This window comes from Patulibacter defluvii (genome assembly GCF_034096925.1).
In the GTDB taxonomy this organism is placed as follows: Bacteria; Actinomycetota; Thermoleophilia; order Solirubrobacterales; family Solirubrobacteraceae; genus Patulibacter; species Patulibacter defluvii.
Window position 1 is genome coordinate 1 of record NZ_JAWZSQ010000035.1, and the last position, 25,550, is coordinate 25,550.

General features: G+C 75.6%; 20 protein-coding genes. 13 read left to right on the forward strand and 7 right to left on the reverse strand.

Annotated elements, in window-relative coordinates:
- The first annotated feature begins 30 nt into the window (after nucleotides 1-30).
- On the forward strand, nucleotides 31-987 hold the full coding sequence (locus SH587_RS24710) for a hypothetical protein (RefSeq protein WP_445974776.1): 957 nt from the start codon (nucleotides 31-33) through the stop codon (nucleotides 985-987).
- A 198-nt stretch (nucleotides 988-1,185) separates the two neighbouring features.
- On the opposite strand, the gene SH587_RS22990 is transcribed toward SH587_RS24710, so the two are convergent.
- Entirely contained in the window at nucleotides 1,186-2,100 is a 915-nt protein-coding gene (locus SH587_RS22990) for a universal stress protein (protein WP_320673000.1), read from the reverse strand.
- A gap of 230 nt (nucleotides 2,101-2,330) precedes the next feature.
- Here SH587_RS22990 and SH587_RS22995 point away from each other — a divergent pair, with 230 nt between their 5' ends.
- Nucleotides 2,331-3,497 (forward strand): NAD(P)/FAD-dependent oxidoreductase, encoded by a 1,167-nt coding sequence (locus tag SH587_RS22995; RefSeq protein ID WP_320673001.1) that lies wholly within the window; start codon nucleotides 2,331-2,333, stop codon nucleotides 3,495-3,497.
- Between the two features lie 18 nt (nucleotides 3,498-3,515).
- Here SH587_RS22995 and SH587_RS23000 read toward each other — a convergent pair whose 3' ends face one another.
- Both SH587_RS23000 and SH587_RS23005 read right to left on the reverse strand, forming a co-directional pair.
- On the reverse strand, nucleotides 3,516-5,198 hold the full coding sequence (locus SH587_RS23000) for a sensor histidine kinase (protein ID WP_320673002.1): 1,683 nt from the start codon (nucleotides 5,196-5,198) through the stop codon (nucleotides 3,516-3,518).
- Between the two features lie 75 nt (nucleotides 5,199-5,273).
- Entirely contained in the window at nucleotides 5,274-5,693 is a 420-nt protein-coding gene (locus tag SH587_RS23005; protein WP_320673003.1) for a universal stress protein, read from the reverse strand.
- Between the two features lie 106 nt (nucleotides 5,694-5,799).
- Between SH587_RS23005 and SH587_RS23010 the strand changes: the two genes are divergently transcribed.
- Nucleotides 5,800-6,474 carry a response regulator gene (locus SH587_RS23010; protein WP_320673004.1) on the forward strand — a complete coding sequence of 225 codons (675 nt, stop codon included), beginning with the start codon at nucleotides 5,800-5,802 and terminating at the stop codon, nucleotides 6,472-6,474.
- On the opposite strand, the gene SH587_RS23015 is transcribed toward SH587_RS23010, so the two are convergent.
- The 3 genes from SH587_RS23015 to SH587_RS23025 all read right to left on the reverse strand — a co-directional run bounded on the left by SH587_RS23015 (nucleotide 6,471) and on the right by SH587_RS23025 (nucleotide 9,564).
- Nucleotides 6,471-7,181: a DUF899 domain-containing protein gene (locus tag SH587_RS23015; RefSeq protein ID WP_320673005.1), complete on the reverse strand. Its 711-nt coding sequence runs from the start codon at nucleotides 7,179-7,181 to the stop codon at nucleotides 6,471-6,473. The two genes, SH587_RS23010 and SH587_RS23015, sit on opposite strands and share 4 nt — an antisense overlap.
- 100 nt (nucleotides 7,182-7,281) lie before the next feature.
- Nucleotides 7,282-8,337 (reverse strand): sigma-70 family RNA polymerase sigma factor, encoded by a 1,056-nt coding sequence (locus tag SH587_RS23020; protein ID WP_320673006.1) that lies wholly within the window; start codon nucleotides 8,335-8,337, stop codon nucleotides 7,282-7,284.
- Between the two features lie 12 nt (nucleotides 8,338-8,349).
- The gene (locus SH587_RS23025; RefSeq protein ID WP_320673007.1) at nucleotides 8,350-9,564 is read right to left on the reverse strand and encodes a PucR family transcriptional regulator; all 1,215 of its coding nucleotides are present in this window, start codon (nucleotides 9,562-9,564) and stop codon (nucleotides 8,350-8,352) included.
- Nucleotides 9,565-9,647: 83 nt separating this feature from the next.
- Between SH587_RS23025 and SH587_RS23030 the strand changes: the two genes are divergently transcribed.
- The 3 genes from SH587_RS23030 to SH587_RS23040 all read left to right on the forward strand — a co-directional run bounded on the left by SH587_RS23030 (nucleotide 9,648) and on the right by SH587_RS23040 (nucleotide 13,933).
- On the forward strand, nucleotides 9,648-10,073 hold the full coding sequence (locus SH587_RS23030; RefSeq protein ID WP_320673008.1) for a hypothetical protein: 426 nt from the start codon (nucleotides 9,648-9,650) through the stop codon (nucleotides 10,071-10,073).
- Nucleotides 10,070-12,097 carry a linalool dehydratase/isomerase domain-containing protein gene (locus SH587_RS23035; protein WP_320673009.1) on the forward strand — a complete coding sequence of 676 codons (2,028 nt, stop codon included), beginning with the start codon at nucleotides 10,070-10,072 and terminating at the stop codon, nucleotides 12,095-12,097. The genes SH587_RS23030 and SH587_RS23035 overlap by 4 nt, the downstream gene beginning before the upstream one ends.
- 165 nt (nucleotides 12,098-12,262) lie before the next feature.
- A complete protein-coding gene (locus SH587_RS23040; protein WP_320673010.1) occupies nucleotides 12,263-13,933 on the forward strand; it encodes an alpha/beta hydrolase in 1,671 nt (556 codons plus the stop codon).
- Between the two features lie 78 nt (nucleotides 13,934-14,011).
- Here SH587_RS23040 and SH587_RS23045 read toward each other — a convergent pair whose 3' ends face one another.
- On the reverse strand, nucleotides 14,012-16,336 hold the full coding sequence (locus SH587_RS23045; protein WP_320673011.1) for a hypothetical protein: 2,325 nt from the start codon (nucleotides 16,334-16,336) through the stop codon (nucleotides 14,012-14,014).
- A gap of 272 nt (nucleotides 16,337-16,608) precedes the next feature.
- On the opposite strand from SH587_RS23045, the gene SH587_RS23050 reads away from it, so the two are divergent.
- Genes SH587_RS23050 through SH587_RS23080 form a run of 7 tightly spaced genes read left to right on the forward strand, consistent with a single transcriptional unit; the run spans nucleotide 16,609 to nucleotide 25,550 of the window.
- Nucleotides 16,609-17,904, forward strand: a complete 1,296-nt coding sequence (locus tag SH587_RS23050; protein ID WP_320673012.1) for an ABC transporter substrate-binding protein — start codon at nucleotides 16,609-16,611, stop codon at nucleotides 17,902-17,904.
- 29 nt (nucleotides 17,905-17,933) lie between these two features.
- Nucleotides 17,934-18,902, forward strand: coding sequence for a carbohydrate ABC transporter permease (locus tag SH587_RS23055; protein WP_320673013.1), 969 nt, complete (start codon nucleotides 17,934-17,936; stop codon nucleotides 18,900-18,902).
- Complete coding sequence (locus SH587_RS23060) at nucleotides 18,899-19,759, forward strand: carbohydrate ABC transporter permease (protein WP_320673014.1); 861 nt, start codon at nucleotides 18,899-18,901, stop codon at nucleotides 19,757-19,759. Before SH587_RS23055 ends, SH587_RS23060 begins: the two co-directional genes overlap by 4 nt.
- Nucleotides 19,756-20,808: a serine hydrolase domain-containing protein gene (locus tag SH587_RS23065; protein ID WP_320673015.1), complete on the forward strand. Its 1,053-nt coding sequence runs from the start codon at nucleotides 19,756-19,758 to the stop codon at nucleotides 20,806-20,808. The genes SH587_RS23060 and SH587_RS23065 overlap by 4 nt, the downstream gene beginning before the upstream one ends.
- Nucleotides 20,805-21,602: a DeoR/GlpR family DNA-binding transcription regulator gene (locus SH587_RS23070; RefSeq protein ID WP_320673016.1), complete on the forward strand. Its 798-nt coding sequence runs from the start codon at nucleotides 20,805-20,807 to the stop codon at nucleotides 21,600-21,602. The genes SH587_RS23065 and SH587_RS23070 overlap by 4 nt, the downstream gene beginning before the upstream one ends.
- A complete protein-coding gene (locus SH587_RS23075; RefSeq protein WP_320673017.1) occupies nucleotides 21,599-24,394 on the forward strand; it encodes a family 78 glycoside hydrolase catalytic domain in 2,796 nt (931 codons plus the stop codon). The genes SH587_RS23070 and SH587_RS23075 overlap by 4 nt, the downstream gene beginning before the upstream one ends.
- On the forward strand, nucleotides 24,381-25,550 hold the full coding sequence (locus tag SH587_RS23080; RefSeq protein WP_320673018.1) for an ABC transporter ATP-binding protein: 1,170 nt from the start codon (nucleotides 24,381-24,383) through the stop codon (nucleotides 25,548-25,550). The genes SH587_RS23075 and SH587_RS23080 overlap by 14 nt, the downstream gene beginning before the upstream one ends.

A 25,550-nucleotide genomic window follows, 5' to 3' on the forward strand; every position in this document is an offset into this window, starting at 1 on the left:
TACATCGCCAGCCCGATCGCCCACGGCACGATCACCGTCGCCGACGGCGCCGCGACCAACCCCGACGGCAGCTTCCGGTTCGCGCCGCCGGAGGGCAGCTACGACGCGGCCGACGCGCGCGAGCGGGAAGGCGCGGGCGTTCAGCCCCGGCAGCACGCGGGCGGTGTCGAGCACCGAGCCGAAGCCGCCGTCCTCGTGCTGGGCGGCGGTCAGGTAGTCGCGGGGGCTGGCGCCGAAGGTGGTGAAGGTCGACGGCGGGACGCCGGTCGCGCGCAGCGCCTGCATCGCCCAGGCCGTCGCGACCGGGTCGGACCCGCGGCCGCCGTCGCGGTAGCCGCCGTCCTCGCGCGTGGCGCCGCGCAGGAACAGCTGGCCGTTGTAGGCGTCGCCGTCGCTCGGGTCGCCGGCCGCCAGCGCCTGCATCGCCAGCGCGGTCTCCGCCGGGCGCGGGGCGCTGCCGGCGGTCGTGCCCCAGCCGCGACCCTGCCGGGCCTGGTGGGCGGCGGCCCGGAGCCAGGCCGTGGCGCGCTCGCGGGCGTCGGCGGCGGCGGGGTCGTCGGCCAGGGCGAGCAGCGCGAAGGCGGTCGCGTCGACCCGCGGGGCGCCGCCGGCGCGGGCGCCGAAGCCGCCGTCGGCGGCCTGCCGCTCCCGCAGCAGCCGGCGGGCGCGCTCGGCGACCGGCGCGTCGCCGCGGCCGGCGGGAGCGAGCACCAGCAGCAGCCGCGCCAGGTCGCCGCTGTCGTCGAGCCTGCCGCCGGCGGCCAGCAGGTAGTCGAGCGTGGTCCGTCCGCGACGCGGCTGGTCGGCGGGGTGGATCCCGACGGCGGCCAGGGCCAGGCCGACCCAGGCGCTGAGGGCCGGGTCGCTCTTCCCGCCGGGCCGGGCGGCGAAGCCGCCGTCGCGCTGCTGGGCGTCCTGCAGCCGCCGGACGGCGCGGTCGATCGGTCCCGGCCGGGCGGCCTGCGCGGCGCTCGGAGCGAGCGGTAGGCCGCTCGCCGGGCCGACCACGGCGGCCACCGGAACCAGGCCGCAGGCCAGGGCGACGGCGACCGCCAGGCGGCGAGGTTCGGCTGGCCTAATCACGGGCCCGGCGACGGTAGCACAGCATCCCGACCACGGACGTCGGAGATGCGCGCGTGGGCGTCGCGCCGTCGTGGCGCCGGACCCGGTCGGGCCGGGCGCGGGTCAAGCGGCCACGGTCGCGGACGCCTCGTCGTCGGTCGCCGGCGCGTGCTCCTCGGTGACGGCCGAGCGGGGGAGGACGACCAGCGGGCAGTGGGCCTGGCGGACCAGCCGCGAGCTGACGCTGCCGAGCATCACCCGCTGCAGCGGACCGCGGTTGCGCGAGCCGATCACCAGCAGGTCGAGGTGCTCGGCGACGCGGCCCAGCTCGGTCGCGGGATCGCCCTCCAGCAGCAGCGTCTCGACCTCGGCGACGCCCTCGATCGCGGCGGCGGTCCGCTCCAGGTCCTCGCGGACGGCCGCGCGCATCTCCGCCAGCACCGTCGCGCCGCCGTAGCCGGCGTACCAGATGACCTCCTTCGGCAGCACGTGGATCACGCGCAGCCGGGCGCCGGTCCGGTGGGCCAGCGCGACCGCCTGGGCGAGCGCCGCCCGCGACTCGGGTCCGCCGTCGTCGGCGACGCCGATCGTGGACGGCGGCGCGGGGCTGGCCGCGTAGCCGGCGGGGGCGACGACCACCGCACAGGGGGCGCCGTGGAGGGTCTGCTCGGTGACGCTGCCGACCGCGATCCGCCCGAGCGGGCCGAGGTGGTTCTCGCCGACGACGATCGCCCGTGCGTCGAGCTCCTCGGCCAGCTGCTGGAGCCCGTCGGCCGGCGACGTTCCGCGGCTGACGACGAAGGTCGTGTCGGGACGGTCGCCGCAGATCTCGCGGGCGCCGGCGAGCCGGTCGGCGGCGTCGTCGCGGATCAGCTTGTGCCAGGCGTCCGGCGCGTCGTGGCCGGTCGGGCGGTAGGCGTAGGCGGTGGTGACGGCGAGCGCCGTACCGGGGACGGCGTCGGCCAGGACGGTCGCCAGGGCGAGGGCGTCGCGGCCGCCGTCGTTCCCGTCATAGGCGGCGATGATGGTGTCGGTCATTGCGGTTCCTCGGTCGCTTCTGATGATGCATCGATCATCAACCGCGAGCGTCCACGCGCCATCGGCTCGCCGCCACATCGTCGCTCCGTAGTCCTCCGGTCCGGCGGCGGCACTCCACGGACTGCCGGGGTGGGAACCCGCGGGTCGCGACCCGCTCCGTAGAAGCTACGGAGCGCGACGCGCGGTCCGCGCGGATGGTGCGGCGGAGCGGCGGGCGTAGCGTCGCCGGCATGTCCCGTTCCGCTCTCGCCTCGCGCCCGCTGGCGGCCCGCCCGATCGCCGCGCGGACCGACGTGGCCATCGTCGGCGGCGGCACGGCGGCGGTCGAGGTGCTGCTCGCGCTCCGCGCCCGCGCGGCCGACGACCTCCGCGTGACGCTGGTGGCCCCGGACGCGCACTACCGCTACCGCCCGCTGGCCGCCTACGCGGGCCTGGTGCCCGACATGGCCCAGACCGTCGCCCTCGACCAGCTGGTCGTCGAGCAGGGCGCCGGGATGGTCGTCGACCGGCTCGCGTCGGTCGACCCCGAGCGCCACGAGCTGACGACGGCCGAGGGCGGCCGGATCGGCTACCGCGCGCTGGTGCTCGCCACCGGCGCGGTGCCGCACGCGGCCGTGGCCGGCGCGGTGACCCTCGGCGACCGCGGCGACGAGCCGGCGTTCGCGCGGCTGGTCGAGCGGGTGCGGGCGGGCCGGGTCCGGCGGCTGGCGGTCGTCGTGCCCGCCGGCGTCGGCTGGTCGCTGCCCGCCTACGAGTGCGCGCTGCTGCTCGCCCACGAGGCCCCGACCTCGATCGAGATCGTCGTGATCACCGCCGAGCCGTCGCCGCTGGCCGCCTTCGGCGACGCCGTCGGCCGCGCGATCGCGGCGCTGCTGGCGCGCCGCGGCGTCGAGCTGCGGACCGGCAGCCAGCCCGACCGCTTCGCCGACGGGATCGTCTGGATGCCGGACGAGGGCGCCTTCGCGGCCGACGCGGTGATCGCGCTGGCCCAGCCGCGCGGCCCCTTCCTCCCCGGCCTGCCGCACGACCGCCGCGGCTTCCTGCCGGTCGACGCGGCCGGCCGCGTGCTCGGCGTCGCCGACGTCTGGGCGGTCGGCGACGGCGCCGCCCACGACGTCAAGCAGGGCGGCCTGGCGCTCCAGCAGGCGGAGGTGGCGGCGGCCGACCTCGTGCGGGCGCTGGCGATCGACGACCCGCTGCCGCTGCCGTCGCGGATGGAGACGCTGCGCGCCGCGATGCTCGACGGCCGCGGAACGCTCTACCTGCGGGCCGAGCGCGACGGCGACGACGCGCGCTGGCGGACGATCACCTCGCGCGAGCCGCTCTGGTGGCCCCCGGCCAAGATCGCCGGCGGCCACCTGTCCGACTACCTGGCCGAGCACGAGCCGCAGCCGTAGCGGCGGCCCCGGCCGCGCTCAGCCGCCGAGCGGGAGCCGCGCCTCGAGCACGGTGCCGCCGGCCTCGCCGGGCCGCAGCGCCAGGCTGCCGCCGACCAGCTGGACCCGCTCGCGCATGCCGGTGACGCCGAAGCCGCTGCGGCCGTCGAGACGGGCGGGGTCGATCCCGACGCCGTCGTCGCGGACGGCCACGCGCAGCTCGCCGTCGCCGGCCAGGACCTCGATCGCGGCCCGGTCGGCGCCGGCGTGCTTGACGACGTTGGTCAGCGCCTCCTGAACGATCCGGTAGACCGTGGTCTCGAGGTCGGAGGGCAGCCGCTGGCCCGGCTCGACCGCGTCCTCGAGGTCGATCGCGACGTCGATCGAGAGCCCGCTGGTCGCCCCGACGTCGCGGGCCAGGCTCTCGATCGCCGGCGCCAGGCCGAGCTCGTCGAGCGCCGCCGGCCGCAGCTCGGTGATCAGCGTCCGCAGCTTCTGGATCTCGAGCGAGATCTGGTCGACGACGTCGCGGACCGTCTCGCCGAGCGCGCCCTCGTCGCTCCGTCGCAGCGCCGAGGAGAGCTGCAGCTGGAGCCCGCCGAGACCCTGCAGCGTCTCGTCGTGCAGCTCGCGCGCCCAGCGGCGACGCTCGCGCTCGGAGCTCTCCAGCGCCTCGCGCAGCCGCTCCTCGCCGACGGTCTGGGCGGTCGCGATCGCGTAGGCGGCGGTGGCGGCGACGGCGGCCAGCGTCTCCTCGTCCTCGCTGGTGAAGGCGTTGCCGTCGGGATCGGCGAAGCGGTCCAGCGCGACCAGCACGCCGAGCCCGCGGCTGCGGAAGGTCATCGGCACCAGCAGCGCGTTCGACGCGCCGCGGACGCCGAAGCGGTCGGCGGGGATCCGCAGCTCGGAGGCCGGCATCCGCCGAGGCCGACCGGCCGCCAGGACCTCGCCGGCCGTCGTCAGGTCGCGATCGACCCGCGCCTGGCGGATGCTGCGGTCGATCTCGCCGGCGACGGCGGCGGGCACGAACTGGTCGCCCTCGCTCAGCAGGACCACCATCGCGCGGGCGTCGAGCAGCGAGCGGGCGCGCTTGGCCACCAGCTCGAGGACCCGGTCGAGGGCGGTCTCGGTCCCGATCGCGCGGCCGATCGCGACCGCGGTCGAGAGCCGCTGGTGGGTCCGCTGGAGCTCGTCGTGGCGGCGGCGGACGCTCTCGTAGAGATGCGCGTTCTCGACCGCGACCGCCGCCCAGTCGGCGAGGATCACGAGCGTCTCCTCGTCGCCGGCGGTGAACTCGCCGCTCGCCTTCTCGGTCAGGTAGAGGTTGCCCCAGGCCTCGCCGCGGACGACGATCGGCGCGCCGAGGAAGGTCGTCATCGGCGGGTGGCGGTCGGGGAAGCCGTACGAGCGCGGGTGGTGCTGCAGGTTCGGCAGCCGCAGCGGCCGCGGCTCGCGGATCAGCACGCCGAGGATGCCGCGGCCGTGGGGGAGGTTGCCGATCGCCTGGCGGGCCGGTTCGTCGACGCCCTGGGTCAGGAAGCGGGCCAGGTGCTCGCGCTCGCCGTCGAGGATCCCGAGCGCCGCGTAGCGGGCTCCGGTCAGCTCCTGGGCGGCGCTCAGGATCTGGTCGAGCAGCGTCTCGCGATCGAGCTCTTCGACCAGCGAGCGGCCGACCGCGATCAGGCGGCGCAGGCACGCTTCGTCGAGCGGGGTGTCGTCCATCGTTCCTCGTCCGGCGGGGGGTCCGGGGGTCGTGGATTGTGGCGGGTCGCCGGGGGCCGCGCGGTCCGGGCTCGGTCAGCCGTCCAGCGGCGGGACGACCGCGACCGGGCACGGAGCGCGGCGGATCGTGGCCGCGGCGTCGCCCCGCAGCACGGCCGCGGCGACCCCGTCGCGGCGACTCGCGCCGACCACGATCAGGTCGCAGCGGTAGCCGTCCGCGACCCGGTGGAGGCCGTCCGCCACCCGCTCGGCGACCGGCGTCAGGTACTCGACGCCGGCCCGGTCGCCGAGCAGCTCCCGGGCGCGCTCGAGGACGGCGGTGGTGCGCTCGCGCAGCCGCAGCCGCGGCCGGTGGCCGATCGTGGTGGGCCCACCGGCGCGCAGCACGTGGACGACGACGATCGTCGCCTCCGGCGCGGCCAGCCGGGCGGCCAGCCGCAGCGCACCGTCGGACGACGACACGCCGTCGACGCCGACGAGGATCCGGTGGAACATCGTCCACCACCGTACGAACGGCCGATCGCCGTGCCATCGGCGCTCCGCCGCAGGGCTGATCCGTAGCCCGTACGGACGAGGACCCGGGTCCGCTACCGTCACCCCGATGCCCGGTCCGGACGACCACGCCACGCCCGAGTCGCCGCGCGTGCGGATCGCCCTCGCCGACGACCACGCGATCGTCCGCAGCGGCCTGCGGCTGGTGCTCGAGGCGGAGCCGGACTTCGAGGTCGTGGCCGAGGCGGGCGACGTGGCGGGGGCGCTGCGCGCGCTCCTGGCCTACGCGCCGGACGTGCTGGTGCTCGACCTGAACATGCCGGGTGAGTCGAGCCTGTCGGCGATCCCGCGGATGCGGGAGCAGGCGCCGGGGACGGCGATCGTGGTGCTGACGATGCAGCAGGACCCGGCGTTCGCGCGTGAGGCGCTGCGGTCGGGGGCGCTCGGCTACGTGCTGAAGGAGGCGGCCGACGAGGAGCTGGTCCAGGCGGTCCGGATGGCGACCCGCGGCCAGACCTACCTGCATCCGTCGCTGGGCGCCCGGATCGCCGCCGAGCCGCCGCCGAGCGGTCCGCCCGACGACCTCAGCCCGCGCGAGCTGGAGGTGCTGCGGCTGATCGCCCTCGGCCACACCAACGGCGAGATCGGCGAGCAGCTGTTCCTCTCGGTGCGGACGGTGGAGTCGCACCGGGCCCACATCCAGCAGAAGATCCGTCGCTCCTCGCGCGCCGAGCTGGTCCGCTACGCGCTCGACCACGGCCTGCTGGAGGGCGAGGGGGCCTAGCAGCAGTCGTCCTGGCGCCCGAGCGGGGTCAGGTCGAGCAGCTGCGCGAAGGGGACGATCTGCTCGAGGGTGCTGGCGTAGGCCGAGTAGCTGTGGAAGACCTGCTCGCCCTCGCGCAGGAAGACGCTCAGACCGGGCTGCTCGCCGGACGCGAACCACGGCATCCCCGCCTCGCGCAGCTCGTCGGCGCTGCGGTAGTCGTAGACCGCCGGCGCCACCCGCGGGTCGAGCGTGACGTGGAAGTCGTAGTTGAACTCGCTGCCGAACGACGAGTACCACGGCAGCCGCCAGCCGCGCCGGCGGCGGTACGGCTCGAGCTTCCGCTGCGGCGCGCGCGAGACCAGCACCAGCGTCGTCTCGCGGGCGTGCAGGTCGGGCAGGTGGCAGAGGTTGTCGACGAACGCGGTGCAGCCGGTGCAGCCGGCGTCCCAGGTCGGGTCGAACATGAAGTGGTAGACGATCAGCTGCCGCCGGCCCTCGAACAGGTCGAGCAGCCCGGCCGGTCCGTCGAGGCCGTCGAAGCGGTAGGCCTTGTCGATCGCGACCATCGGCAGCTGGCGGCGACGGGCGGCCAGCGCCTCGGCCAGCCGCGCCGCCTCGCGCTCGCGCTCCAGCAGGTCGCGCCGCGCCGCCAGCCAGGTGGCGCGGTCGACCACGGGCGGCAGCGCCATCGTCCGGCGGGCCTGGTCGTCTGCCTCACTGCACATCGCTCGCTCCGGTCTCGGGCTCGGCGGGCGGCGGAGTGCGCCCGTCGGCAACAAGGACCGACGGTGGCCGCGAAACTCATCGCGGCCGGACGACGCGGCGCTACGGCAGCTCGGCGGGCAGGCCGAAGCGGGGGAAGACCTCCGGCGAGACGAAGCCGGTGATCTCGACGATCCGCTCGCCGCGCAGGGTCAGCACCTGGAGCACCGTCGGCCGGTGGCTGCCGTGCTCGGGATCCCAGCTGTAGGTGCCGAAGGCGGGCTGGCCGTTGGCGGTCGTCGGCACCACCTTCACCCGCCGCCGCCCGAGCGCGTCGTAGACGCGGCCGTTGAACGCCCACTCGCGGAGGAAGACCAGCAGCTGCTCGCCGCGGAACCAGGTCGCCATCGGCGGCATCGTGATCGCCGCGTCCTCGACCAGCATCGCGGCGATCGCGTCGACGTCGCCGCGCTCCCAGGCCTCGGCGTAGCGGGCCACGACCGCCGTCACCTGCTCGTCGCCGAGCGCCCGCAGCGTCTGCTGCTGGCTCTGCTCGGGGTGCTTCTCGGCGACCGTCTTGCGGGCTCGCTGGAGCGCGCTGTTGACCGACGCGACGCTGGTGTCGAGCGCCTCGGCGACCTCGCGCGCGGAGTAGCCGAGGACCTCGAAGAGGATCAGCGCCGCCCGCTGCCGGGCGGGCAGGTGCTGGAGCGCGGCGATGAAGGCCAGCTCGACGCCCTCGCGCTGCTCGTAGCGGGCGGCCGGCGCGGCGTAGCCGTCCTCGACCCCCAGCTGCTCGTCGGGGTAGGGGTCGATCCAGACCGACTCGGTCAGCGGCGCGCCCGGTCCGCCGTGGGCGTCGGTCGGCGGGCCGTAGTCCATCGGCAGCACCCGCTTCGGGCGCCGCGCGATCTGGTCGAGGCAGCTGTTGGTGGCGATCTTGTAGAGCCACGAGCGGGTCGAGCTGCGGCCCTCGAACCGGGCCAGGCCCTTCCAGGCCCGCAGCAGCGCGTCCTGGAGCGCGTCCTCGGCGTCGTGCAGCGAGCCGAGCATCCGGTAGCAGTGGGCCTGCAGCTCGCGCCGGTGCGGCTCGACCAGCCGGTCGTAGGCGCCGGGGTCGCCGCGGCGGGCGGCGCTCAGCAGCTCGCGCTGCTCGGTCGGGGTCGGGACGGCCACCATCGCCCGGCCAGCCTAGCCGGGCTCGCCCGGGCGGCGCGCGTCGAGCGCGGCGACGATCGCCAGCGCCGCCTCCAGCTCGCGCGGACGGGCTTCCAGCGGCCGCCCCAGCCGCTCCTCGGCCCGCCGCAGCCGGCGGGCGACGGTGTTGCGGTGGACGCCGAGCGCGCGGGCCGCCCGCGAGCGGTCGTGGCCGGCGGCGTGGAGGGCGGTGAGCGCGGCCCGCAGCCGCGCGCTGGCCGGGTCGTCGCCGGCCAGCGGGCCCAGCTCGTCGCGGGCGAAGGCGCGGGCGGCCGGCTCGTCGGCCAGCAGCAGCGTCAGCAGCGCGACGTCGCGGTGGCGGACGACCGTCGGCCCCGGGTCGCGGCGGGCGTGGGCGGCGGCGCGGTCGGCCTGCTGGCGCGAGCGGACGAAGCCGGCCGGTCCCGGGCGCGGATCGCCGAGCGCCACCCGCAGCCCGGCGGGGGCGAGCGCCGCGGCCAGCGCCGCCGCCTCGCGCGGGTCGGGCTCGTCGGCCCGCGTCACCCAGGCGACGGCCGCCGCCGGTCCGTCGGCGAGCACCAGCGGGCGGCCGGCGGTCAGCGGCCGGACCGCCTCGGTCAGCCGCTCGACCGGCGCCGCCGGCTCGCCCTCCTCGCTCGCCGCGCTCCAGCAGACGAGGGCCAGGTGCGGCCCGTCGAGCCGGTAGCGGAGCGTCCGCTCGGCCCGCTCGCGGGCGACCGGCTCGCCGGCCAGCAGCCGGGCGACGATCGCCGCCCCGCGGGCCTGGTCGCGGCGCAGGACCCGGTCGCGCTCGCCCTGGTAGCTGTGGGTGATGTCGCCGACGACGCCGTCGACGAACCGGAACGAGCGACCGATCAGGTCGCTGAGGGCGGCCCGTGGATCGGGGTCGTCGGCGCGGCCGGCGAGTTCGGTCGCGACCCCGATCACCGCCTCCTGGCCGAGCCGGTAGGAGCGCAGGACGTCGGTCAGCGGGACCCCGGCGGCGGCCAGCCGGATCGCGTAGGCGGTGGTCGCCGGCGGCGCGTGGTGGTCGGCGGCCAGGCCGACCCGCAGCGCCTCGGCGAACTGCCGCAGCAGCGCGATCGTGCCGCTGTGGGCCAGCCGCCGCAGCTCGCCGTCGGCGACGATCGGCGGCAGCTCGCGGGCGATCTGGGCCAGCACCCGCTCGCCGTAGCGGTCGACGTCGCCGGTCAGGTCCTCGGCGACCAGCTCCAGCAGTCCCGGCATCGGGTGCAGTCTGCACCATCGCGGGCGCGGTTTGGGGCGGATCGGCCCTTCCGGTGGAGCGCGGCGCCCGCCAGAGTCGGGCCATGAGGAGGAACGGCATCGCCCTTTCCGCGCCCCCGCGGCGCGCCGGCCCGTCGCTCGTCGCCGCCGCCGGGCTGTCGGCGGCCGGGGTCGCGATCGCGCTCGCCGCCGGGCTGGTGGCGGCGGCGATCACCCAGGCGCTGCTGGCGCTGGCCGGCGCGGCCCAGATCGTCGGCCCGCCGGTCGGGCTGCTGGCCGCGCCGCTGCTGCTGGCGGCGCTGCTGCGGCCCGGGCTGCGGCGGCAGCTGGTCTCGGGACCGGGTCTGCTGCTGGTCGGGGCGGCCTGGACGCTGGCGCCGATCGTCGACCACCACCTGACCGCGATGGTGCTGGTCGACGGCGGCCTGCCCGACGCTGTCCACCACGGCGCCGGCTGGCTGGCGCTCGCCGCCGGCTGGGTCCGGATCGAGCGCGGGAGCGACCGGTGAGCGCGCCGACCGTCGCCCCGCCCGCGGCCGACTATCTGCGGCCGGAGCAGGCGCTGGCGCCGCCGCCGATCGGCGCGCTGCCGGGCCGCGAGCGCCCCGACGGCCCGGTCACCACCGCCCGCCTGCGACGGACCGCGGGCGCCTACGCCGCCACCGTCGCCGCCGGCGGGCTGCTGGCCCGGGCCGCGGGCCGGCGACCGGCGGGCAACGCCGCCGTCGGCCTGATCGCGCCCGGCGCGGGCTACCTGAGCGGCGGCCGGCCGCTGGCCTGGGCGGCGACCCAGGCCGGCTTCGCGACCTCGCTGGTGGCCTGGCTGGGCAGCGGCAACCTGGTCGCGCCGGTCGCGGTCTGGCTCGGCACCGCCGCCGACGCCGGCCGCCGCGAGGTCCGCTGGCCGGGGGCCGGCCGGGCGCTGCCGTTGGCCGCCGGCGCCTCGCTGGCCGGCGCCTGGGCGCTGCGCGAGCGCGGCCACCGGCGGGCGCTGGAGCGCCGCGCGCGCCGCAGCGCGCTGCTCGACCGCCGCCGCGCCGACGAGGCCGCCACCGCCACCGCCACGGCCGCCACCGCCACCGTCACCGTCGGCGCCCGCCGTGGCGCGCCGCCCGCCGCCGAGCCCCGGGTCGGTCCCGAGCTGCGCCCCGACGAGCTGGCCTTCTCGCGGTTCCTGCTCGACCGCGCGCTGCAGCCGCTCGACGAGTTCGCGGGCTTCGACCGGATCGAGCAGTTCCAGACCAGCTCGATCCGCTACCAGCTGACGACGCTCTCGCACGCGCTGTCGGCGATGCAGTACGCCCGCACCCCGGCCTTCCACGGCTACCTGAGCCAGGCCCAGCGGAACCTGATCGACAAGTGGCAGGCCCGGATCAACTGGTCGTACTGGGCCAAGGAGTCGCTCTGGGGCCACCTCCGCCACGCGCCCGACCCGGTCCCGCGCGACAACATCATGCTGACCGGCTGGCTGGCCTACCAGATCGCCAGCTACGTCTCCAACACCGGCGACGACCACTACTCGCGGCCGGGCTCGATCAGCTTCCGGCACCCGAGCGGGCAGGTCTACGCCTACGACTTCCACGGCCTGGTCGACGCGCTGGTGGAGAACTTCTCGCGCTCGGCCTACACGCTCTATCCGTGCGAGCCGAACTGGATCTACGCGCTCTGCAACGGCTACGGGGTGCTGCCGCTGCCGGTCCACGACCGGCTCCACGGCAGCGACCACGCGGCCCGGATCCTGCCGTCGTTCCGGCGCCGGTTCGAGGACGAGTTCCTCTCGGTCGACGGCCGCACGGTCGGGATCCGCTCGTCGCTGACCGGGCTCTCGATCCCGGCGATGACCTCGATCCTCTCCGACGCGGCGGTGATCTGGCAGCTCTCGCCGGTCTTCCCCGACCTCTCGCGGGCGCTCTACGAGATCGTCCGCGAGGAGTGGATCCGGATCCCGCCGGCGACGGCCGACGGTCCGCCGCCGGCGGTCGAGATCGACCTCAAGGGCTGGGACCGGATCGACACCGGCAACTACCGGGCGGTGCCGGCGACGGCGGTGGCCGCGATCGGCTGGGCGGCGCTCGAGATGGGCGACGAGGAGCTGGCCGGGCGGCTGCGGGCCGACGCCGACGCGACCCTCGACCCGGTGCTCGACCGCGGGGTCCGGCACTACGCGCGGGCCAGCACGCTCAGCAACGGCGCGCTCTTCGGGGCCCAGATCGCCGGCGTCGCCACCCACCGCCACCGGATCGCCCACGGCCTGCCGCGGGCGTGGGCGGCCGGCCCGCTGCTGGCGGGGTGCGCCTATCCCGAGGTGCTGGTCGCGCGGGCGGTCAGCGACGGCGAGGACCTGCGGCTGGTGCTGCGGCCGGGCGCCGGGCTGGGCCGCCGGTCGCTCGAGCTGGCGCGGCTGCGGCCCGGCGCCCGCTACCGGGTCACCGGCGCGGTCGAGGAGGCGCTGACGGCGGCGGCCGACGGCCGGGCCACGATCCACGTCGACCTCGACGACCGCCGCGCCGTCCACGTCGTCCCGGAGGACTGAGTCATGTGCCCCGCCTGCTTCGCCGTCGCCGGCCTCGTCGCCGCCTTCCTGCGGCCGTGGCGGCGGTCGCGCCGCGCCGCCCGCGAGGCCTCCGCCGCCGCCTGGCGATCGTCCCCCTGAGCCGCCGGCTTGCCACGAACATCGTTGTTCGTGGATGCTGTGGGCATGAGGGAGCGCTTCGGGCGGGGAGAGCGGTGGCGACGGATCGTCGCGGCCACGGTGGTCGCGGTCGGCCTGGGGGCGGCCGCGCCGGCGATCGCGGCGGCCGCCGACGGCGGCGCGGCGACCGCGGCGACGACGCTCCGCGACGGCCACGGGATCCGCGTCGTCGAGCGGAGCGCCGTCGACGACCGCCAGCTGCGGCTGAAGGTGGCGACCGCCGCGCTGCGGCAGCCGGTCGAGGTGCGGGTGCTGCTGCCCGACGGCTACGCCCGCCACCCCGACCGCCGCTACCCGGTGCTCTACCTGTTCCACGGCACCGGCGGCAGCGCCGCCGACTGGGTGCAGGCGGGCGACGTCGAGAAGACGACCGCCGGCCGCGACCTGATCGTGGTGATGCCGGACGCCGGCTACGGCGACGGCGGCGGCTGGTTCGCCGACTGGATGAACCCCGAGCCGGACGGGACCCCGAAGTGGGAGACGTTCCACGTCGGCCAGCTGGTGCCGTGGATCGACGGCGGCCTGCGGACCCGCGCCCGCCGCGAGGGGCGGGCGATCGCCGGGCTCTCGCAGGGCGGCTTCGGCGCGATGACCTACGCCGCCCGCCACCCGGACATGTTCAGCTCGGTGGCGTCGTTCTCGGGCGCCCCCGAGATCACCCGCGATCCGCTGGTCAGCGTCGGCGCGCTGGCGATCGTCGAGGCGATCACCGTCGGCCTCAACGGCAAGCCCTACGGCTCGGTCTTCGGCGACCGGGTGGCGAACGCGATCAACTGGCAGGGCCACGATCCCGGGATGCTGGTCGAGAACCTGCGCGGGATGTGGATCGGGCTCTGGACGGCGTCCGGCCTGCCCGGCGACCTCGACGCCCCGCTGGCGCTGCTGACCGGCCTGCCCTCGGTCCTGATCGAGCAGCTGACGCACGTCTCGACCCAGGCCTTCAAGCGCCACCTCGACGAGGCCGGGATCCCCAGCTTCTACGACGACTACGTCTTCGGCACCCACGTCTGGCCGTACTGGGCGCGCGACCTGCGGGCCTACGTCGGGCCGCTGATGCGGACCTTCGACTCGCCGCCGCCCGCGCCCGAGCGGGTCTCGTACCACTCGATCGACCGGGTCTGGGCGCAGTGGGGCTGGCGGGTCGAGCTGACCCGCGCCGCCGCTCAGGAGTTCAGCGCCCTGGCCGCGGCCGACCGGCACGGCTTCGCGCTCACCGGCACCGGCACCGCCGTCGTCACGACGCCGCCGGTCTACGCGCCGGGCGCGGTCGCGCGGGTGCGGGTGGGGGACGACCCCGAGCAGCGGCTGCGGGTCGACGACCGCGGCCGGCTGCGGATGACGCTGGCGCTCGGCGGCGCGGGGGCGCCGGCGACGACGCGGGTGACGATCGCCGCGCCGCCGAAGCCGGCCGCCCCGGCCGCGACGGCCCCGGCGGCGGCCGCGGCGGTCTGCCGTCCGGGCCGCCGGCTGACGGTCCGGGTCGGCGCTCGCGGCGTCCGCCTGCGGACCGTGCGGGCGACGGTCGGTGGCCGGCGGGTGCGGGCGCGGCGGGCCGGCGGCAACCGGGTCCGGGTCGACGTCGGCGGCCGCCCCGCGGGCCGGCGGACGGTCCGCGTCACCGCCCGCACCAGCGACGGCCGGACCCTGCGCGCGACCCGCCGGATGCGGACCTGCTGAGGACCCGGCCCGCGCGGCCGGGTACCGGCGGGCCCGTGGGGCGGGTGTCCGTCCCCACCCCACGGGCCCGACCGGAGGTCACCGCCCCGGACGGGTGCGGCGCGTGACGGTCGTCGTCAGCCGCGACGGAGAGCGGCCGGTGACGCGCACGATCAGTTCGGCGCGGCCGGCACCGGCCCGCGCCAGGGCCCGCCGCGCGCGGGCCGAGAGGGGCACCTCCAGCGTCCGCACGCGACCGCCGCGGACGCTGCCGCGAGCGCGGCCGAGCGTCACCTGGGTGGCGCTGGCCGACGGTCGCAGGCCGAGCCGCTGGGCGAGCGCGCGGCCGACGGCCACGGTCACGTCGCAGCGGCCGTCGGCGTCGAGCGCGCAGCGCACCTGCAGCCGGCCGCGGCGGGCGACCTGGACCAGCGACTGCTTCGGGACCCGCGCCGCCAGCGTGACGTTCGACCGCGAGAGGTCGACCGTGCGGGTGGTGGGGGCGAAGGTGGTGCCGGCGCTGGCCGTCACCGCGGTCGCTCCCTGGGCGCTCGGGTCGAGCGTGATCCGGGCCACGCCGCGGTCGTCGGTGCGGGCGCTCTGGCGGCCGACGCGGACGGTCGCGCGGGTCATCGGCCGCTCGTCGCCGAAGCCGCCCTCGGCCCGCTGGGTCGGCGCCGGGTCGGCGCGGACGGTCGCGGTCAGGACCCGCTGGCGGCCCTCGCGGCCGACGGTCGTCTCGAGGTCGAGCGGCCGCCGCCGCGGCAGGGCCTGCGGGCAGGGGCCGAGCGGCTGGACCGGACCGGAGGTGCGGTGGCCGTCGATCTCGCCGCTGACGGTGCCCGAGGCGTTCGGCTGGCCGAGCAGGCGGCCGATCGCGAAGTCGGCCCGGAAGTAGCCGTTGCGCTCGCCGCTGATCCGGATGTCGGCCCGGTTGCGCGCGGGCATCCCGGTGAAGAGCGTCACGTCGACCGACTCGGTGCCGTCGATGAAGCTGCGGCCGTCGTCGGAGTAGCGCTGGTACGTGACCGCGTGGTGGCCAGCGAAGAGCCCGCCGTAGGAGCTGATCGTGGCCGTGCCCGAGTGCAGCCCGCGGACGGTGACCGTGCGGTTGTTGGCCGAGGTGCCGTGGTAGCGGTCGGGGGTGACGGCCCACGAGCCGACTTGCGAGGACGCGATCGGGGTCGGGGTCGTCGGTGCGCGGTCGAGCTCGGAGATCAGCAGCTGGTTGGTGCCCATCGCGGTCGAGTACGACATCTCGGTCAGGGCGACCTTGGTGCTGTCGCGGTTCCAGGCGCCGCGGCCGGGCACGTTGTTCTGGGCGTGCAGGTCGCCGCCGGTGTAGACGGTCAGCGGCTGGCCGAGCAGCCGGCCGGCGTCGTCGCCGGAGGCGGGCAGCAGCCACGGCTGCAGATCACACTGGAAGCCGAGCGGCGTGCCGACGTAGTAGATCGCCGCGTTGATCGAGATCGGGTAGTCGATGAACGAGCGCCGCGGGACCATGCCGGCGGTCTCGACCCGGTGCATGCCGCGGTCGCTGTACATCGAGAGCAGCTGGCCGTCGGGCGACTCGCCGCCGTCCTCGTCCCAGTCGGCGTTGCCGGTCAGGCGGGTGCGGCGGCCGGTCGCCAGGTCGACCTCGTACATGTCGGGGTTGCCCTCGAACTGGCTGGTCACGTAGGTGACGGCCCGGCCGCCCTTCGAGAAGCTCTTCAGCTCGTAGAGCGCGCCGCCGTTGGTCCAGCCGCGCGGATCGCTGTCGTCGGGGCCGTTGGGGCCGGGCGGGTTGAGCACCCGCACGTCGGTGACGGTGTACTGGTTCGCCTCGCGCACGAGCCGGCCGATCAGCATCAGCCGGGTGTCGTCGCGGGTGGTGGTCCAGCCCAGGTACTGGCCGTCGGGGGAGAGGTGCCAGACGCCGGCCCCGAGCCCGCCGCCGGTGGCGTCGCCGAGCCCGAGCTCGATCGGGACGATCGTCCGCCGGTCGCAGGCGAGCACGCTCGGCGCGCACTCGATCACGGTCGCCTTCGTGAAGTCGCCGTAGAGGATCCGCTTGCCGTCGGGGAAGACGTCCTTGAACGCCTCCTGGACGGCCGGCTCGATCTTGGGCGCGTTCGGCACGCCGCAGGTCAGGCAGCGGAGGCCGCGGCCGTTCTCGCCGACCAGGTGCAGCTGGCCGCCGGACGAGAACAGCAGGCTGCGGCCGTCGGCGGTCCAGATCGGGGTGCTGGCCTCGTAGCCCGCGGGCAGCGGGATCCGCCGCTCGGTGATCGGCATGAACGGCGGATCGGCGGCGTTCGCCGTCCCCGGACCCGCGCCCAGCAGGCACGCGACGCCGGCCGCGAACGCGGCGATCACCGCCGCCCGCCGGCGGCGCGCCGGACCTGACCGTTCGTGGTGGCCGACGCGTTCGTGCTCCCTCATGCCTCTTCTCCTCCGGACGACGGTCGAGAGATATAACTGACGGAGAGTTAGATGTCCAGCTGGCTGCGCTCCCCGTCCAGATTCAAACATCAAAAACTCAACTCGACAACACCGCCGATCGTCAGTCGTGCTGGGCGATTGCGGCTTGAGACGGGGAAAAGCGCGAAAGATTCGGCTTGACAGCGCCGCAGCTCTCGATGTTTGATCGCACACCGAAGCCGGCGATTCGCTCAAAGAGACGCCCGGCACCGACGGCTCCTGGAGGAGAGGGAATGCGGAGATTGCGACACGTGGCCGGTCTGGCCGCGATCACGGCGCTGGCGTTGGCCGGCTGCGGTGGTGGAGGGGACTCGAAGGCCGACGGGCCGCAGACGATCACGCTGTGGCACAACAGCGCCGATCCACCCGCGCTGCTCCAGCTCTACAAGGACTACGAGAAGCAGTCCGGCAACACGATCGAGCTGGTCAAGATCCCCTCGGCCGGGTTCGAGGACACCACGCTCACCAAGTGGGCCAGCGGCGCCCGCCCCGACGTGCTCGAGTACCACCCGACCGTCACCAACCTGCTGGCGCTGAACCCGAAGGCGACCCTCCGCGACCTCTCCGACGAGGCCTGGGTCGGCAAGTCGGGCGGGCTCTACGAGACCGCGGCGACCGTCGACGGCAAGACCTACGGCGCGATCCTCGGCTTCCCGCAGATCTTCGGCGTCTTCTACAACAAGCAGGCGCTGAAGAAGGCCGGCGTCGCCGTCCCGACCAGCTTCGAGCAGCTGCAGGCCGCCTGCGGCCGGATCAAGGCCGCGGCCCCGGGCGTGACCCCGATCGCCGAGTCCGGCGGCTCGATCTGGCCGCCCCAGATCCTGCCGTCGATCTACATGGGCGACGCCAACGAGGGCAACCGCTACGGCACCGCGCTGCGAACCAACAAGGCCAAGCTCGACGACGCCGGCTCGCCGTTCGTGGCCGCGATGTCGGCCTACGCCGGGCTGAAGGACGCCGGCTGCTTCAACAAGGACCTCGCGACCGCGACCGTCGAGCGCTCGGTCACCCAGCTGGCCAAGGGCAAGGCCGCGATGACCGCGCTCCACTCCGACATGCTGCCGGCGCTGCTGGCGGCCGTCGGCGGCGACCCGGCCAAGCTCGACGCGACGATCGGCTTCTTCCCGCTCGCCGCCAAGACGCCGGCCGTCACCTACATCCCGAGCCCGATCGGCAGCTACTACCTGCCGAAGACCGGCAACTCCGGGCGTGAGCAGGCCGCGCTCGACTTCCTCCGCTACGCGACCGGCAAGGGCTACGGCCGCTACGTCGCCGCGGCCAAGTCGTTCCCGGTGATCGAGGGCACCCCCGACCCGAAGGGCGTGACCGCGCTCCAGCAGTCGTTCAAGACCGCCTACGACAAGGGCCCGTCGAACATCGCCTACGCCGCGGACGTGCCCGGCGTCGGCGGGGTCGCGAAGCTGATGGCGAAGCTGATGATCGGCGAGATCACGCCCAAGCAGATCGGCGAGCAGACCCAGAAGCAGGTCGCGCAGGCCGCCAAGGCCGCGAAGCTGCCGGGCTGGTGATGGCGGCGACCACGGACACGAGCGCCCCGGTGGCCGCCCGTCCCCAGCCCGGCGCGGAGCCCGCGCCGCGGTCGGGGCGCGGGCCGGCCGCCGGCGGCGGCGCGCCCCCGGCCCGCGGGCGCCGGCGGGCGCGCGCGGGCCGCCGCGACCCGTGGCCGTGGTTCGCGCTGCCGGCGATCGCGTTCGTCCTGATCTTCTTCGCGGCGCCGTTCGTCCTCAACGCCGGCTTCGCGTTCTCCGACTGGTCGGGCTTCTCGGACGAGATCTCGTTCAACGGGCTCGACAACTTCCGGGCGCTGATCGACCAGGACCTGTTCGTCAACGCGGTGAAGGTCACGGTGCTCTACGCGCTGGTGACGCTGGTGCTGCAGACCGCGATCAGCCTGCCGCTGGCGCTGATGCTGGTCGAGAACAGCCGCATCAACACGGTCTTCCGGTCGCTGTTCTTCGTGCCGGTGCTGATCTCGCCGCTGGCCGCCGGCTACGTCTGGAAGGGCCTGCTGGCCCCCGACGGGCCGATCAACGGCGCGATCGCCTTCGTGCTGCCCGGCGGCTTCGACTGGAACTGGCTCGGCGAGCCCTCGACCGCGCTGCCGGCCGTCGCCCTGATCGACGCCTGGAAGTGGAGCGGCCTGATCACGCTGGTCTACATCGCTGGCCTGAAGGCGATCCCGAAGGAGATGATCGAGGCCGCGATGCTCGACGGCGCGGGAGCGTTCCAGCGGTTCTGGCGGATCCGGCTGCGGCTGCTGGCCCCGGCGATGACCTTCAACGTCGCCGTCACCCTGGTCGGCGCGCTGAGCGCCTACGACGTCGTCGCCGCCACCACCGGCGGCGGCCCCGGCGACCACACCACGACCCTCAACGTCGCGATGCGCGGCCAGTGGGGGCAGAGCTTCTTCGGCCCGGCGAGCGCGCTGAGCCTGACCGTCACCGCGCTGGTGATCGTGACCGCGGTCCCGCTGGTGGCGTGGCTGCGGCGGAGGGAGGTCGCATGAGCACCGTCGCCGGAGCGCGGCCGGTCGGCGCCCGCCGCTGGCCGTCGCGGCTGAAGTACCTGGCCCTGTCGCTGTTCGCGATCCCCTGGGTCGTGCTGCCGCTGTGGCTGGTCGTGGTCAACGCGATGAAGAGCGAGGGCGAGGCCCAGGAGCTGAGCCTCGGCCTGCCCCGCAAGTGGGCGATCGGCGACAACCTCTCGACGATCGTCGACGAGGGCCACTACCTGTCGGGGCTGCTGAACAGCGTCCTGATCACGGTCCCGGTGCTGCTGGTCGTGCTGCTGCTCGGCTCGGCCGCCTCGTGGGCCTTCGCCCGCAGCGGGGCGCGCTGGATGAAGGTCGCCTTCTACGTGACCTCGCTCTCGATCCTGCTGCCGCCGGCGATCATCCCCTCGATCTACCTGCTGCGCCAGCTCGGCGTCGACGGCACGCTGCTCGGCTACGCGCTGGTCCTGATCGGCACCCGGATGGGGGTGGTGGTCTTCCTGACCACCGGCTTCGTGCGCGCGCTGCCGACCGACCTCGAGGACGCGGCGTCGGTCGACGGCGCCTCGTTCCTCGCGACCTACCGCCGGATCGTGCTGCCGCTGCTGCGACCGGTGCTGCTGGTCGGGGCCGTGATGCTGGTGATCACGGTCTGGAACGACTTCTTCTTCGCCCTCTTCCTGATCCAGGGGGAGGACAGCGCCACGCTGCCGCTGGCGCTCTACCAGTTCGCCTCGGGCACGGTCGACACGCTGCGCTGGAACCTCGTCTTCGCCCACGTGCTGCTGACGAGCCTGCCGCTGATCGTGGTCTACCTGTTCGTCCAACGCCGCGTGATCAGCGGCCTCACCGAAGGAGCGATGAAGGGATGACCGTCCCCAGCTTCGACCTCGTCCACGACGTGATCGCCGACCACGTGCGCGAGCACCGGCTGCCGTGCGCGGTCTTCGGGGTCGCGACCTCGGCCGGGATCCAGAGCCTCGAGGCGTTCGGCGGCGTCGACGGCCGGGCGGTGACGGCGGAGGACGTCTTCCTGCTCTTCTCGGCCGGCAAGCCGCTGGTCGGCCTGACGGCGATGCGGCAGGTCGAGCGCGGACGGCTGTCGCTGCGGACGCCGCTCTCCGATGCGGTCCCGACCTTCGGGATGGCGCGCGAGGACGAGGTCACCCTCTGGCACCTGCTGACCCACACCGGCGGGATCGTCGAGTCGACCGTCACCCCCGACACCAGCCTCCGCGACCAGCTGGTCTACGCGCCGCAGATGTACGAGGCCGGCCGCTACGCGCTCTACTCGAACGTCGGCTTCACCGGGATCGGCGAGCTGATCGCGTCGGCCAGCGGCCGCTCGTTCGAGGACACGCTGACCGAGGAGCTGAACGGGCTGCCCGGCGTCGAGCACCTGAGCTTCGACCCGGCGGTGCCGTGCGTGCCGCTCTCCGGGCTCGACCGGGTGGTCTTCGACGTCGACCGCTTCCGGGCGCTGCGGCACCCGGCTGGCGCCGCCAGCGCCACCGCCCGCGACCTGCTGTCGCTGACGACGATGCTGCTGGCCGGCGACCGGCAGCTGATCCACCCCGGCACGCTGCAGGCGATGACCCGGCCCCAGACGACCGGGATCGAGCGGCTGATGCCCGACCCGCTGCACCTCGGTCCCGGCACCGGCCAGGAGTGGGGGCTGGTCTGGAACATGCGCACCAGCCCGACGCTGCTCGACCACCGGCTCTACGGCCACGGCGGGCTCTCCGGCTGCCAGTGGTGGATGTACCCCGAGCACGACGCCGGCTTCGTCTTCCTGACCAACGTCATGAACCCGCACGACGTCGGCGCCGACCTCGACGGGATCCACAACGCCTTCACCACCTGCCTCGACCCGGTCGACGACCCGACCGTCGCCGCCTACCCGATCGGAGCGGCGGCATGACCAGCGGCGTCTACCGGCGCTGGGCGCCGGCCGAGCGGCAGCGGCGGATGGTGGCGCTGCTGCGCAAGCGCCGCAGCGTCACGATCGCCGAGCTGGAGGAGCAGTTCGGCGTCTCGGCGATGACCGCCCGCCGCGACCTGGCGCTGCTCGAGGCGCGCGGGCTGGTCTCGCGCACCTGGGGCGGGGCGACGATGCCGAGCCCCGTCTCCAGCGAGCTGCCGTTCGCCGAGCGGCGCGAGCGCGACGCCGACGTCAAGCGCCGGATCGCCGAGCTGGCGCTGCCGCTGATCGAGCCCCACGAGACCGTCCTGATCGACGGCTCGACGACCGCCTGCCACCTGGTCGAGCAGCTGGTCGCGGCCCCGCTGCCGTGCACGATCATCACCAACTCGCTGGCCGTGATGGAGCTGGCCGCCGACGCCGGCCCGCAGATCCAGCTGGTGGCGATCGGCGGGCTGCTGCGGGCCAGCAGCCGCTCGTTCGTCGGCCCGGCCACGATCCGCGGCCTCGGCGAGCTCTACGCCGACCGCGCCTTCCTGTCGGTCCACGGCGTCGGCCCCGACGGCGCGATGACCGACCCCGACCCGCTCGAGGCCGAGGTCAAGCAGGCCTTCCTCGGCCAGTCGAAGGAGGCGGTGCTGCTGGTCCAGCAGTCGAAGTTCGGCGCGATCGCCCAGAACCGGATCGCCGCCCTCGCCGACGTCAGCCACGCGGTCGGGATCGACCTCGAGGAGGACGCCGTCGCGCTGCTGGCCGACGCCGGCGTCCAGCTGCACCGGGACCCGGCCTCGTGAGCGACGGGGCCCTGCACGCCGAGCGGTTGCGCTGCGAGCGGCTGGACGGGCCGCTGGCGGTCGCCGTGCGGGCCCCGTCGCTGAGCTGGATCGTCCGCGGCGAGGGCCGGGGCCAGCGCCAGAGCGGCTACCGGATCACCGTCGCCGCCGATCCCGCCGACCTCGCCGCCGAGCGCGACCTGGTCTGGGACTCGGGACGGGTCGCCAGCGACGAGGCGCTGGCCGTGGCCTACGGCGGTCCGCCGCCGGCCGCCGGCGACCGCCGCTGGTGGCGGGTCCAGCTATGGGACCGCGACGGCCGCCCCGGCCCGCCGAGCGCCGCCGCCGTCTGGGGCGCCGCGCTGCCGGCCTGCGCCTGGCACGCCTGCTGGATCGGCCACGGCCATCCGTGGCGACCGGCGCTGCCGCCGGCCGGCGACGAGCTCGACCCGCTGACCAACGCCGAGCTGACGGCGGCGCTGCTGCGGACCGGCTTCGCCGTCGAGCGGCCGGTCGCGCGGGCGACCCTCTACGCGACCGCCCGCGGCGTGCTGCGGCTGCGGCTGAACGGCGAGCCGGTCGGCGACGAGCAGCTGGCGCCCGGCTGGAGCGACTACCGGCAACGGATCCACTACCGCGCCCACGACGTCACCGCGCTGGTGCGCGAGGGCGAGAACGCGCTCGGGGTGGTGCTCGGCGAGGGCTGGTACGCCGGCTTCGTCGGCTTCTCGACCAAGCAGCGCGGGGCCCACTACGGCAACCGCCCGAGCGCGCTCGTCCACCTGCGGATCGAGCACCTCGACGGCAGCCGCACGACCGTCTCCTCGGACGGCCGCTGGCGGGCCACCGACGGCCCGCTGGTGGCCTCCGACCTGCAGCTCGGCGAGCGCTACGACGCGCGGCTGGAGCAGCCCGGCTGGGACCGGCCCGGCTTCGACGACCGCGACTGGGCGCCGGTCGTCCGCCACGAGCCGACCGCGGCCCGGCTGCTGCCCGACCCGGCCGAGCCGATCCGGGTCGTCGCCGAGCTGCGGCCGGTCGCGCTGCACGAGCCGCGGCCGGGGGAGTGGGTCTTCGACCTCGGCCAGAACATGGTCGGCCGGACCCGGCTGCGGATCCCCGCCGGCCCGCCCGGGACCGTCGTCCGGATGCGCTTCGCCGAGGCGCTGCACCCCGACGGCACGCTCTACACCGACAACCTCCGCGGCGCCCAGGCCTGCGACGTCGCGGTCCCGCGCCCGGGCGAGCCGCTCGACTTCGAGCCGACGTTCACCTTCCACGGCTTCCGCTACGTCGCCGTCAGCGGGCTGCCGCGGCCGCCGGCGCTCGACGACCTGGTCGGCCGCGTGCTCCAGAGCGACGTCCGCCCGGCCGCCAGCTTCGCCTGCTCGCACGAGCTGCTGGAGCGGATCGACCACAACGCGAGCTGGAGCCTGCGCGGCAACCTCGTCGCGCTGCCGACCGACTGCAACCAGCGCGACGAGCGGCTCGGCTGGCTGGCCGACGCGCAGGTGATCGCGACCACCGCCTGCCGCGCCTTCGACCTCTCGGCGTTCCTGCCGCGGTGGCTGGAGGACGTCCGCGACGCCCAGACCGCCGACGGCGTCTTCCCCGACGTCGCGCCGGTGCCGCCGCGCCAGCAGTCGCTCTCGCACGGGGCGCCGGGCTGGGGCGACGGCGGCGTGCTGGTGCCGTGGGCGGTCTGGTCGGCCTATGGCGACCGGCGGCTGCTGGAGCGCTCGTGGGAGTCGCTGGAGCGCTGGATGGCGCACCTCGACCGGGTCAACCCCGGCCGGCTGCGGACCGCGGCCCGCTACAACGACTACGGCGACTGGCTGGCCGTCGGCGCCGACACCCCGCGCGACCTGCTGGCGACCGCCTACTGGGCGATCGACGCGGCGACGATGGTCCGGATCGCCGAGGTCCTGGAGCGGCCCGACGCCGCCGCCCGCTACCGCCGCCTCCACCGCGAGATCGCCGACGCCTTCGTGGCCGCGTTCGTGGCCGAGGACGGCCGCCTGCACGCGCCGACCCAGACCGGCTACCTGCTGGCGCTGGCGGCCGAGGTCCTGCCCGAGCGGCTGCGTCCCGGCGCGGTCGCGGCGCTGGTCGCCGACGTCGTCGCCCACGGCGGGCTGACGACCGGCTTCCTCGGCTCGGGGCTGCTCTGCCCGCTGCTCAGCGCCCACGGCCACGACGGGCTCGCCTACGACCTGGCGCTGCGCGAGGAGTACCCGTCCTGGGGCCACTCGATCCGCCACGGCGCGACCACGATGTGGGAGCGCTGGGACGGCTGGACCCCGGAGGGCGGCTTCCAGTCGCCGAACATGAACTCCTTCAACCACTACGCGTTCGGGGCGATCGCCAGCTGGCTGCACCGGCGGGTCGCCGGGCTCGACGCCGACCCGGCCACGCCCGGCGAGGGCCGGCTGCTGATCCGGCCGGCGATCGACGAGCGGCTCGACTGGGCCCACGCGACCAGCGACGGCGTCCGCGGCCCGGCCGCCGCCGGCTGGGCCCGCGACGGCGAGCGGCTGGCGGTGACCGTCGAGGTGCCGCCGAACTGCCGCGCGACCGTCCTGATCCCCGGCGACGACCCGGCCGCGCTGCGCGAGGGCGACGGCCCCGCCGCGACCGCCGAGGGCGTCGCCGTGACCGGCCTCGACGGCGACCGGATCGTGGTCGAGGTCGGCGCCGGCGCCTACCGCTTCACCGTCCCGTGGCCGGCCGCTCCGCCAGCGGCCGGCTCCCGTCCGACGATCGGCGTGGCGGCGCCAGCGACCCCGGAGGAGGGGCACCGTGGCCACGATTGAGCTGCAGGACGTCACCAAGCGCTACGACGACGGGACCGAGGCGGTCAGCGGGCTCGACCTGGCCGTCGAGGACGGCGAGTTCCTGATCCTGGTCGGCCCCTCGGGCTGTGGCAAGTCGACGGTGCTGCGGATGATCGCCGGGCTCGAGGCGATCTCCGAGGGCGAGCTGCGGATCGACGGCGACCGCGTCAACGACCGGGCGCCGAAGGACCGCGACATCGCGATGGTCTTCCAGAGCTACGCGCTCTACCCGCACATGACGGTGCGCCAGAACATGGCCTTCGCGCTCCAGCAGGCGAAGGTCCCCAAGCGCGAGATCGCGACCCGGGTCGAGGACGCCGCCCGGGCGCTGGACCTGGACGCCCACCTCGACCGCAAGCCGGCCCAGCTCTCCGGCGGCCAGCGCCAGCGGGTCGCGATGGGGCGGGCGATCGTGCGCTCGCCGAAGGCGTTCCTGATGGACGAGCCGCTCTCGAACCTGGACGCCAAGCTGCGGGTCCAGATGCGGGCCGAGGTCGCCCGGATTCAGAGCCGGGTCGGCACCACCACGGTCTACGTCACCCACGACCAGACCGAGGCGATGACCCTCGGCGACCGGGTGGCGGTGATGCGCGGCGGCGTGATCCAGCAGCTCGACACGCCGACCGCCCTCTACGAGCGGCCGGTCAACCTGTTCGTGGCCGGCTTCATCGGCTCGCCGGCGATGAACCTGCTGGCGGGCCGCTGGGAGGGCGAGCGGGTGCGGCTGCCGTTCGGCGACGTGCCGCTGCCGGCCGCGATCCGCGAGCGCCACGGCGGGGCCGCCGGCGCCCGCGACGTGATCGTCGGGATCCGCCCCGAGCACGTCGAGGACGCGGCGCTGGCCCGCGACGGCGGCGGGCTGCGGTTCAGCGCCCGGCCGGACGTCGTCGAGTCGCTCGGCGCCGAGCTGCACGTCCACGTCCCGGTGCCCGGACCGGCGGTCGAGACCGAGGAGCTGCGCGAGCTGGCGGCCGACGCCGGCGGCGACGCGACGACCGCCGGCGGGCGGACGCTGGTGGCGCGGGTCGACCCGGCCAGCCGGGCCCGCGTCGGCGAGCCGCTGGAGCTGCTGCTCGACCCGCGGCGGATCCTGCTCTTCGACCCCCGCGACGGGAGCAACCTTGCCCTCGCCTGA

Excerpts from the sequence above, each read along its gene's own strand:
- SH587_RS23050 (WP_320673012.1), top strand. The coding sequence starts at position 16,609 with ATGCGGAGATTGCGACACGTGGCCGGTCTGGCCGCGATCACGGCGCTG.
- SH587_RS23010 (WP_320673004.1), top strand. The coding sequence starts at position 5,800 with ATGCCCGGTCCGGACGACCACGCCACGCCCGAGTCGCCGCGCGTGCGG.
- SH587_RS23000 (WP_320673002.1), bottom strand. The coding sequence starts at position 5,198 with ATGGACGACACCCCGCTCGACGAAGCGTGCCTGCGCCGCCTGATCGCG.
- SH587_RS23030 (WP_320673008.1), top strand. The coding sequence starts at position 9,648 with ATGAGGAGGAACGGCATCGCCCTTTCCGCGCCCCCGCGGCGCGCCGGC.
- SH587_RS23070 (WP_320673016.1), top strand. The coding sequence starts at position 20,805 with ATGACCAGCGGCGTCTACCGGCGCTGGGCGCCGGCCGAGCGGCAGCGG.
- SH587_RS23020 (WP_320673006.1), bottom strand. The coding sequence starts at position 8,337 with ATGGTGGCCGTCCCGACCCCGACCGAGCAGCGCGAGCTGCTGAGCGCC.
- SH587_RS23040 (WP_320673010.1), top strand. The coding sequence starts at position 12,263 with ATGAGGGAGCGCTTCGGGCGGGGAGAGCGGTGGCGACGGATCGTCGCG.
- SH587_RS23045 (WP_320673011.1), bottom strand. The coding sequence starts at position 16,336 with ATGAGGGAGCACGAACGCGTCGGCCACCACGAACGGTCAGGTCCGGCG.
- SH587_RS23065 (WP_320673015.1), top strand. The coding sequence starts at position 19,756 with ATGACCGTCCCCAGCTTCGACCTCGTCCACGACGTGATCGCCGACCAC.
- SH587_RS23025 (WP_320673007.1), bottom strand. The coding sequence starts at position 9,564 with ATGCCGGGACTGCTGGAGCTGGTCGCCGAGGACCTGACCGGCGACGTC.
- SH587_RS23015 (WP_320673005.1), bottom strand. The coding sequence starts at position 7,181 with ATGTGCAGTGAGGCAGACGACCAGGCCCGCCGGACGATGGCGCTGCCG.
- SH587_RS23005 (WP_320673003.1), bottom strand. The coding sequence starts at position 5,693 with ATGTTCCACCGGATCCTCGTCGGCGTCGACGGCGTGTCGTCGTCCGAC.
- SH587_RS22990 (WP_320673000.1), bottom strand. The coding sequence starts at position 2,100 with ATGACCGACACCATCATCGCCGCCTATGACGGGAACGACGGCGGCCGC.
- SH587_RS22995 (WP_320673001.1), top strand. The coding sequence starts at position 2,331 with ATGTCCCGTTCCGCTCTCGCCTCGCGCCCGCTGGCGGCCCGCCCGATC.
- SH587_RS23060 (WP_320673014.1), top strand. The coding sequence starts at position 18,899 with ATGAGCACCGTCGCCGGAGCGCGGCCGGTCGGCGCCCGCCGCTGGCCG.